The organism is Symbiopectobacterium sp. (assembly GCF_051710365.1).
Taxonomy (GTDB): domain Bacteria; phylum Pseudomonadota; class Gammaproteobacteria; order Enterobacterales; family Enterobacteriaceae; genus Symbiopectobacterium.
The window spans coordinates 1-8887 of record NZ_JBPETA010000137.1 but is presented as its reverse complement, the minus strand read 5'-3'; the positions used below and the strand labels follow the sequence as shown (position 1 = coordinate 8887).

Below are 8887 nucleotides of genomic sequence, written 5' to 3'. Positions count from 1 at the left end.
AGTTCAGTATTGGTGACAGACCACCACAAGTATCCAACCTCAATTCTGTTCACAAGACCATCGTTGATGTTCTCGGCGAGCGATACCGTCGAATTTATTCTTAAAGTAGGTGCGGAATGACGGATAAGCACACTATCCCGGTGATATCATTTTATTTGATGAAATAAACTGATTTTTTATGCCAATCTGGTAATGAACCGTGAAGTGCATGCCTGAATGAGTGAAAAATATCATACTAAGTTCTATTTTCCTGTTATACATCTTCTTTAGCGCCACGATACGAGCTCAAGTTTGATTTTATTCTGTCGTTATAGAATATATAGCTATCTTCCACTAAGAGTGATTTATGCTGAAAACAACGCGAGCGCGCATATTGGCGGTGTGTGCGTCTATTGTGGTTTTTTCCCTCGCCGTAAATACCTACCTGAATTACACCATTGCCAATAATGCGAATGAGTCTTCTATCGAAGATACGCTGGATTCGGTAACCAGTAGCCACAGTCTGGCCATCAGTGACTGGGTGGCGTCAAAAATTCAGATGATCTCTTCCATGAATGACTGGGTGTTGACCCATGAGGACCCGATTCCGCTGTTCAAACAGATGGTAGCTGCGGGGAAATTCCTGAACGTTTATATGGGGTATGCGGATGGCACGGCAAAATTTGCCGATCCGGGCGGTATTCCGTCAGATTACAACCCGACAGTACGCCCCTGGTACAAGCAGGCCGTGCAGATGGGCAAACCGGTCGCCACTACGCCTTATATTGATATGGTGACCAATAAACTGGTGGTGTCATTTGTTTCTCCGGTCGTTTCAGGCTCCAGCGTTAAAGGCGTATTGGGCAGTGACGTGACGATGGAAAATGTGATTGCCAACGTGCGCTCCATCAACCCGACACCGGCCAGTTTTGGCGTGCTGATAGACAAAACCGGTGTGATCATTGCGCATCCGGATGAAAGTCTGACGCTGAAAAATATCACGGATATTGCACCGGGCGTTGTACTCAGCGAATTACTGACCGCGCAGCATCCGGTGACCGTGGCGATGGGCGGCGCGGAGCGTATGGTGCGGGCGGCCCCGATTGCGGGCACCGACTGGTACATTCTGGTGGCGCTCGACCGGGCAGAAGCCAAGGCGGGCATGCGTTCACTGCTGACCACATCGGTGATAACGTTGGTGATTATTTCACTGCTCGGCTCGCTGGTTGTTGGCGCCATCATTACCAAAACCCTTAAACGCCTGCTGCAAGTGCGCGATGCGATGGATGACATCAGCAATGGTAACAACGATTTGAGTCAGCGTTTGCCCGATGAAGGCCATGATGAAGTGGCGCAGATTGCCCGCTCATTCAACGTCTTTATCGACAAACTCAGCATGGTGATGATTCAGATTCGTGATATCAGTGCCTCGGTGAAAGTCGCCGTGGATGAAATTTCGTTAGGTAACAACGATCTTTCTGCACGCACGGAGTCAGCGGCGGCGAGTATTCAACAAACTGCCGCCTCGCTGGAGCAAATCTCAGCGGCGGTCACAGAATCGGCCAGTTCGGCACAGCATGTGAACAATCAGGCGAGAATCCTGTCTGAAGATGCCAGCATCGGCGGTAAAGTGGTTTCGGATGTGATTATGACCATGGAAGATATCGTCGCCGCGTCCGGCAAGATCGGCGATATTATTGGTGTGATTGACGGCATTGCCTTCCAGACCAATATTCTGGCGCTGAATGCGGCGGTGGAAGCCGCAAGAGCGGGTGAGCAGGGGCGTGGTTTTGCCGTGGTTGCATCTGAAGTGCGCGCGCTGGCACAACGCAGCGCGCAGGCAGCCAAAGAGATCAAAACCCTGATTGAAGCGACCGTGGTCGGCGTGACCTCTGGCTCTACGCAGGTGCGCCAGGCCAGCAACACCATGCAGGAGATTGTCGGCGGCGTTTCTACCGTGACCACCGTAATGTCGGAAATTACCCACGCGGCGAATGAGCAGATGCGTGGCATTCAGGAGATCAACAAGGCGATGGCGCAGTTGGATTCCATGGTGCAGCAAAACGCGGCGCTGGTGCAGGAATCGACAGCGGCTACCGAAGCGCTGTTGGCGCAAACGGAAGAGCTACACTCCACGGTCGGGCACTTCAAGGTGTAATGCCTGGAGATAAGGACATGAAGAGCGCCGCAAGGCGCTCAGACTGATGACCAAGCCAGCTTCTCCCTCGTCATCCTCGGCGAAAGCCGGGGATCTCTGTGAGACGAAACGCGTTCACCGGCCAGAGATTCCCGCCTTCGCGGGAATGACGGAGGTGGATGGGAATGACGGTTTGAGGTCGATGTGTCAGACGCTCTATTTTTACGCCAGTTTAATCAGCACCATTCCCAGCAACAGCAGCCCCAATCCAACCCAGCCGCTTTTGTTGAGTCGCTGGCCGAACAATATCCACCCGGCTGCCACGGTAGCTACAATGCCAAATCCTCCCCACAGCGCGTAAGCGACGGTGAGATCGATGCCCTTTACAGCCTGCCCCAGCGCACTAAATGCGGCCAATACGCTTATCAGCGATAGCATCCCAAGCCACAGGTTGCGAAAGCCGTCCGACAGTTTAAGGAAAATGTTGGCGGCAATCTCCGACACAATTGCCAGGCCCAGGAACGCCGCATGCTGCCATTCAAACGGTAACATGATGGTTTCCTCGTGTTGTATTGGCCGCGGGGGCTTTACGTACGCCCGATTTCACCAGCAGGATACCCACCAGCAATATTGCCAGTCCGATGACTTTTAACACTGAAAGGGATTCATCAAACAGCATGACGCTAAACAACGTGATAAAGATAATACCGATACCTTCCCACAATGCATAAGCCACGCCCATTGCAACGCGCTTTATGGCGATCGATAGCAAAAGGTAGGAGAGTGCAATCATGCCATACATCACCATATGTCCCAGCGGGCTACCGCTGAGGCTGGCGTATTTCATGCTCAATGTGCCGATAATTTCTGCCGCAATCGCGCAGGCTAAAAAGATCCAGTAAATCATTATGTTTCTCCCTGATAGGGTGACTCGTAGCATCTGGGTAATGCCCGCGATGTCCCCGTGAAAACAGGGTACAGCGATACCGCAGAGATCGACTCCCAGATGCGATAAAGAGGAGGATCAGCAGACAAACGTGCAAGAGTGGCGTTGCCATCGCTGAATTCAGTGAGAAACCTAAAGTTCACTACACCAGTGATGCTCACTGGCAAGAATGGCTGAAAGGAATAGCATGTAGATGGAAGTAATGATGGTTTTGTTCTGTATTTTCTTCATGATGATTCTGTATTACCCGCCGCAAATAATGCGATTTGTCCACATTCCTCGAAATTAAAAGAATATTACGCTGTTGTATTTGTAGCATGCCTTATAGGGGAAAGCAAACCAGCCCTCGGCGTGAGTGTGTGTCATTAGGTATTGGTTTAATGACGGTGCAGACAGACGCTGCACCGTTGCTGGTGGTCAAACGGGCTGTGCCACTAAAGCTTACTGGAATAAGGGCTAAACGTCCAACGGCATCCGTAACAAGGGATGTGGCTGCTGTTCGGCAAAGTAACGATGAATGTGATGCAGGATGTTGCGCTGGCCGGGGAAGGGCAACATCTGGGCCGCTTCCTCAAAGGTAGCCCAATGGAATTCGCTGTGCTCGGCGTTAAGCACAATGTCAGCGTCGGCAGCGACATAAGCCACGAACACCGGTACCAGCGTCAGGCCATTGTTATCCGCTTCGTAAAACTGCTCGCAGCGATCCGCTGAGTAGAGATCGGTTAACTGCAATCCCGTCTCTTCTTTCGCTTCACGTCGGGCCGTTTGCCAGGCGCTCTCCCCGGCTTCAATACCACCAGCTATTTGGCACCACTGCCCTGGCTGGGTGTGGCCGTTGCGGCGCAGCAGCAGGACTTGATAGCCAGCCTGCGCCGGGCGCAGTACATAAAGCGCTATGGAAAAGCAGCGGACCGGAATCTCATGTCGCATAACGCACTCTCTTCCCTGTTTTGTTTAGCGCTGCGCTTCGCCGCCCAACGCCTCAACCAAATTGGTCGTCAGCGCGGAAAGCTCGCTGGTCATCAGAATAAAATCGGCATCAAAGCGTTGAGCCACATCGTCCCTGTCGATATCGTCGTTCTGCTCACGCAGCGTGTCGGCGAACTTCAGGCGTTTCAGCGTGCCATCTTCTGCCAGTATCAGTTGGATGCGCTCCTGCCAGTCGAGGGTCAGTTTGGTCACCACTTTACCTTTTTCGATATGCACGGCGATTTCATCACTTACCAGATCTTGCTTCTTACAGCGGATCACACCGCCGTCTTCCAGAATCGCTTTCAATTCGGTTTCGTCTTGCAGGGTGAAACCGGCTGGCACATCGCCAGAGCGCACCCATTCGGTCAGGGTGAGTTCAATAGAGTTTTCCAGCGCCAAGGGCACCACGGGCAGTGAGTCCAGGGTTTTGCGCAACAGCGCCAGCGTATCTTCGGCTTTCTTGGCGCTGGCAGCATCAACCATAATCAACTGATTGACGGTATCAATCCATAGCCACACCTGGCTGAAGCGGCTGAAGGCGCGCGGCAGCAGCGTATGCAGCACTTCATCTTTCAGGGTGTCTTTTTCGGTTTTTTTCAGTTTGCGGTGCTGTTCGGCTTCCAGTTTGTCGATTTTGGCCTGGAGCGCCTGCTTGATCACCGGAGACGGCAGCATCTTTTCTTCTTTGCGTGCGCAGAGCAGCAGTTGGCCGTTAACGCTGTGGGTCAGTGCATCGCTGTGAGCGCCCATCGGGGATACCCAACCGGTGCGAGAGAGATCCTGGCTCCCGCAGGGGGTAAAGGCGAACTCACTCAACTGTTTTTCTAACGCATCAGTAGAAAGGGCGATATCGCGGTTCAGGCGATAAATAATAACATTTTTAAACCACAACATGGTGTTATCCCTGGCGGTGCGTGCGCGGCACGCGGATGAAAAGGGGAGGGACGCATCATAGCGGATTTGGCGTGCAAGTGCAGCGCGTAATGGTGGTTACGTATACACTAGAATAAAGTTACCTTGTGACATATACTTGAAAAATTTTATATTTATTCATTAATTATGGGAATTTTCTGAGTAGGCGTTGTGCGTATTGGAATTGATTTGGGCGGAACCAAAACGGAGGTCATCGCACTGGGGGATCACGGCGAAACGCTGTTCCGCCATCGTCTGCCGACGCCCCGTGATGACTATCAGGGAACGTTGAACACCATTGCTACGCTGGTTAACGAAGCCGAAAAGGCAACTGGAATGACCGGGAGCGTCGGCGTGGGGATTCCTGGCACCCTGTCACAACTGTCCCATCACGTAAAAAACGCCAATTCGGTGTGGTTGAACGATCAGTCTTTGGATAACGATCTCTCCGCACTGTTGCAGCGCCCGGTGCGCCTCGCCAATGACGCCAACTGTCTGGCGGTGTCTGAAGCGGTGGACGGAGCTGGTGCCGGACTCGATGTAGTGTTTGCCATTATCATCGGTACCGGCTGTGGTGCGGGCATTGCGCTCAACGGACGAGCTCATGCCGGACGCAACGGCATCGCTGGCGAATGGGGGCATAACCTATTGCCCTGGCTGAATGAGCAAGAGCGCCAGTTTGCGCAGGCCGTGCCTTGCTATTGTGGTCAAAGCGGATGCATTGAAACCTTTATTTCCGGCACCGGTTTCGCTGCCGACTATCGCCATGTCACGAGCCATGCCTGCAATGGGGAAACCATTGTTTCATTAGCGCGTCAGGGGGATAGCGCCGCAGAACAAGCTCTGCAACGCTATGAGCAACGTCTGGCCAAATCCATCGCACACGTTATCAATTTATTGGATCCGGACGTCGTGGTGTTGGGTGGCGGGATGAGCAATGTCCCGCGTTTTTATCAGACGCTGCCCGCGCTGATAACCCCTTGGATCTTCGGTCAGGAGTGCACCACGCCGATTCGTCAGGCCACCCACGGTGATTCCAGCGGTGTACGCGGTGCAGCCTGGCTGTGGCCGGCAGCATAACGCGCCTACGCCTGTGTAAGCAGAGCGCTACAGGGCGTAGCGCTCATTAAGCTGACTCACGCCCAATCCATTCACCTTTTTGACCTTGATTTGCGTGGAGATACGCGCTTTTATCGCCTCCACGTGGCTGATAACGCCAATGGTTTTGCCGGTGGCATTGAGGTTATCCAGCGCATCCAGAGCGCTGTCCAGTGTATCCGCATCCAACGTGCCGAACCCTTCATCCAGAAACAGCGAATCGATACGGGTTTTGTTGCTCACCAGATCGGAGAGCGCCAACGCTAGCGCCAGACTGACCAAAAAGCTCTCACCGTCCGACAGGGTGCGGGTATCGCGCACCGCATCGGCCTGCCAGGTATCGAGCACATGCAGGCCAAGCTCATCATCGGTTTTACGCTGTAGCTGATAACGGCCGTGCAGGCGGGCAAGGCGCAGGTTGGCCAGATATACCAGATGATCGAGCGTTAACCCCTGAGCGAACTTACGGAATTTATCACCACTTTGCGAGCCAATAAGGTCGTTGAGACAGCTCCAGTCGGCATACTGTTGGCTCTGTTGCTCGATCTCCTGTAGTAGCGCTTGCTGTTTATCCCGTTGCATCTCATCGTTGCGCAGCCGTTGCTGGCATTCACCTTGTTGATAGAGATTGGTTTTCAGTGCGCTATCAAGTTGTTCCAGCCGTTGTTCAGGCGTTGCGGCCGCGTCGTCCTCCGGCACGGTTTCTGGACGCTGGGCCAGATGCGTGTTCAACGCGACGGCGGCCTGTTGTAGCAGTGCTTTGGTTTCCGTGACGGCCTGATGTACTGCGTCGAATTTGGTACGCAGCGCCTGACGCGTGTCGTCATCCAACAGCGCCTGCTGGAACGCGGCTTCATCAATAAAGGGGCTGTGCGCCAAGGCTGTCGCAAACTGTGCTGCGGCTTGCTGTTGCGCCTCTACACTGTGTTCGAGGTGTGCGCGTTGTCCGGCCAACTCTCCCGCTAATCGGGCGAGCTGTGCTGCTGCTTCTTGCAGCGTGACGGCTAACTTATCAACGTTCTGCTGATATTGTTCGCTGCGCTGCCGCCATTCGTGACGCACCTGCTGTGTGTCACGATCGCCAAACAGGGCATGGCGTTGCTGCCGTAAGGCTGCCAGCTGTTTTTCCCCGTCCTGCCATTGTGTCTGCTGTAGTGCGGCGCTGGCGTCGAGAGCCTGTAATGTTTTTTCCCGCTCCTGCACGGTTGCATGCAGTGAGGCCAGCGTGTTGTCATCCTGCTGCAACTGCTGTTCGGTGGTTTTCCAACGTTCCGCTTCGGCGGCACGTTCCGCCAACCAGTGCTGTTGTTCGGCAAGGGCAGGCGGAACCAACGCGTAGGGCGCGAGCGCCGCGGCGAGTGTTTCTTGCTGTGTTGTCAGTGCAGCGGTGAGCTGTTGCTGTTTGTGTGCGGCCTCGGCAAGCCCTTCCCGGAGCGCCTGAATACGCTGTTGCAGCAGGGCAAGCTGCTGTTCTGTTTCCTGACGCTGCTGCTGCGCCGTAGTCAGTGAATCCTTACTATCTTGCCAACTGCGTTGCAGCTGTTCTTGCGCTTCTATCTGGCTAAACAGGATATCTGCTTCGCGATCGCAGGCGGTCAGCCACTCGGCAATCTCTTGTTCCTGCTCGGGCGTGAAGGTTACGTGTAAATGCTCACTCACCTGTTGCCAAGCGGTATAGCGCGTTTGGTACAGCTTTTCCTGTTCGGCCCGCTCGTCCTGAAGTTCGTCACGCTGTTTTGACAATGCGGCGAGCGCACCCTCGCGCTGTGCCAATTCACTGCGCTCCTGCTGACACAGCGTGCGCAGTTGTGCCATACGCACTTGTGTCTCGAACGCGGTTTGCGCCAGCGTTTGATACTCCGCAATCGCCGGATGGTGCGTAGAGCCACACAGCGGACAGGGTTTTTCCGGTTGCAGCAGTGCGCGTTCATCTTCCAGTTTGATGATGCGCTTTTCCAGTTCGACACGCTGCTCGACATCGTTCAACTGCTGCTCCAGACGCTGACAGTCCTTGCGTTGCATGTCGTTGCTCTGCATGTCGACCTGAAAACGCTGGTCCAGCGTGAGCCATTTGCTGGCGCTATTTTGCTGTTGTTGACACAGGTTGCTGAGTGCTTGCGTTAATTCCCCGAGCTGTCGCCGCGCTTGCCGTGCACGCTGGTGCGCCGCGTAACGCTCACGCAAACCGGCAATCGGATTCGCCGTTTCTGCCTGTTGCCACACTTGTTGCTGCTGTTCGCATTGACGCTGCAAGGTGTCATAGCGCTGCTGTTGCGCGCTACGTTGTTCACTCATCTCAGCCTGCTTGCGCGCCATCGCTTGTTCATCGTTGGTCAGGCGCTGCTGCTGTGTATCCACAGCGGCCAGTTCCTCTGACAGGCGCTGCTGGTCCTGGAATGCCGCGCGCCACGCGCCAAGCTGTTCGCCCCAGTGACGGTGATGAGGATGCTGCTGCTGGTAATTGAGTCGGGTTTTACGCTGGGTTTGCTGGGTATCGCGCTGGCGAAGCAGGTCAGCCAGTTGCTGCTGCTCGCTATCACGCTGCGTTTGTGTTTGGCTCAACGCCAGGCGGTATTGGGCGCAGCGCTCCCCTTGGTTCGCGAGGTGCTGATCGAGAGGTATCACCTGCTGCTCGATCAGCGTTTCTTCCTGTTAGCGTGCGGCATTGTGTTGCTGCTGTGCCTGTTGCGCTTGCAGCAACAACTGCTGTTGCTGCTGGGCTTTGTTGAATAAATAGAAAGTTTGGGTAATCATCGGATCAGATCACCATAGTTGTTTCAAAATCAGGTCTCCATGGCAAAACAAAATTTTAAAATCACTAACTGGCCCTCCTATAACAAGGC

At 54.2% G+C, this 8887-nt stretch carries 8 protein-coding genes; 3 read left to right on the top strand and 5 right to left on the bottom strand.

All coding sequences use genetic code 11. The features are described from left to right. Positions 1–346: 346 nt before the first annotated feature. Positions 347–2137 (top strand): methyl-accepting chemotaxis protein, encoded by a 1791-nt coding sequence (locus ACTBDZ_RS12490; protein ID WP_438815551.1) that lies wholly within the window; start codon positions 347–349, stop codon positions 2135–2137. 201 nt (positions 2138–2338) lie between these two features. On the opposite strand, the gene mdtI is transcribed toward ACTBDZ_RS12490, so the two are convergent. From mdtI to rdgC, 4 genes are all read right to left on the bottom strand, one after another. Beyond that, positions 2339–2668 (bottom strand): multidrug/spermidine efflux SMR transporter subunit MdtI, encoded by a 330-nt coding sequence (gene mdtI / locus ACTBDZ_RS12485; RefSeq protein WP_438815550.1) that lies wholly within the window; start codon positions 2666–2668, stop codon positions 2339–2341. Further along, positions 2655–3023, bottom strand: a complete 369-nt coding sequence (mdtJ, locus tag ACTBDZ_RS12480) for a multidrug/spermidine efflux SMR transporter subunit MdtJ (RefSeq protein ID WP_438815549.1) — start codon at positions 3021–3023, stop codon at positions 2655–2657. The genes mdtI and mdtJ overlap by 14 nt, the downstream gene beginning before the upstream one ends. Positions 3024–3518: 495 nt before the next feature. After that, positions 3519–3992, bottom strand: coding sequence for an NUDIX hydrolase (locus ACTBDZ_RS12475; protein ID WP_438815548.1), 474 nt, complete (start codon positions 3990–3992; stop codon positions 3519–3521). A gap of 24 nt (positions 3993–4016) precedes the next feature. Beyond that, positions 4017–4928: a recombination-associated protein RdgC gene (gene rdgC / locus ACTBDZ_RS12470; RefSeq protein WP_438815547.1), complete on the bottom strand. Its 912-nt coding sequence runs from the start codon at positions 4926–4928 to the stop codon at positions 4017–4019. Positions 4929–5117: 189 nt separating this feature from the next. On the opposite strand from rdgC, the gene mak reads away from it, so the two are divergent. Further along, a complete protein-coding gene (mak, locus tag ACTBDZ_RS12465; RefSeq protein ID WP_438815546.1) occupies positions 5118–6026 on the top strand; it encodes a fructokinase in 909 nt (302 codons plus the stop codon). Between the two features lie 27 nt (positions 6027–6053). Here the strand turns inward: mak and ACTBDZ_RS12460 are convergent, their stop codons facing one another. Beyond that, a complete protein-coding gene (locus ACTBDZ_RS12460; RefSeq protein ID WP_438815545.1) occupies positions 6054–8402 on the bottom strand; it encodes an SbcC/MukB-like Walker B domain-containing protein in 2349 nt (782 codons plus the stop codon). 87 nt (positions 8403–8489) lie between these two features. On the opposite strand from ACTBDZ_RS12460, the gene ACTBDZ_RS12455 reads away from it, so the two are divergent. Then, positions 8490–8777, top strand: a complete 288-nt coding sequence (locus tag ACTBDZ_RS12455) for a hypothetical protein (protein WP_438815544.1) — start codon at positions 8490–8492, stop codon at positions 8775–8777. Positions 8778–8887: the final 110 nt, after the last annotated feature.